1 protein-coding gene is annotated in these 257 nt (G+C 49.8%); it reads left to right on the forward strand.

What is annotated here, in order from left to right; genetic code table 11:
- Positions 1–257 (forward strand): hypothetical protein (locus H6A60_RS14625; protein ID WP_500691545.1); only part of this gene is annotated, 257 nt, incomplete at both ends.

The following is a 257-nucleotide window of genomic DNA, read 5'->3' on the forward strand; positions in this document are numbered from 1 at the left end:
GTAAAAGGAGCACTCACCGAATCGGAACACATCTTTATCCGAATGGGACTGGAACACCATCCTTCTCCCTCTCCCCACATATTGGAAATAGGCTTCGGCACAGGACTGAATGCCTTCCTTACCTTGCTTGCAGCCGGAAAATCCGGACGTACCGTACATTATACCACCCTTGAACGCTACCCTATAACACCCGAACTGGCAAACTGTCTTGCTTATCCCGAACAGATTTCTCCCGAACATGCCACAGCTTTCCGTAC

It is taken from the genome of Sutterella massiliensis, from assembly GCF_016899755.1.
Lineage (GTDB): Bacteria > Pseudomonadota > Gammaproteobacteria > Burkholderiales > Burkholderiaceae_F > Sutterella > Sutterella massiliensis.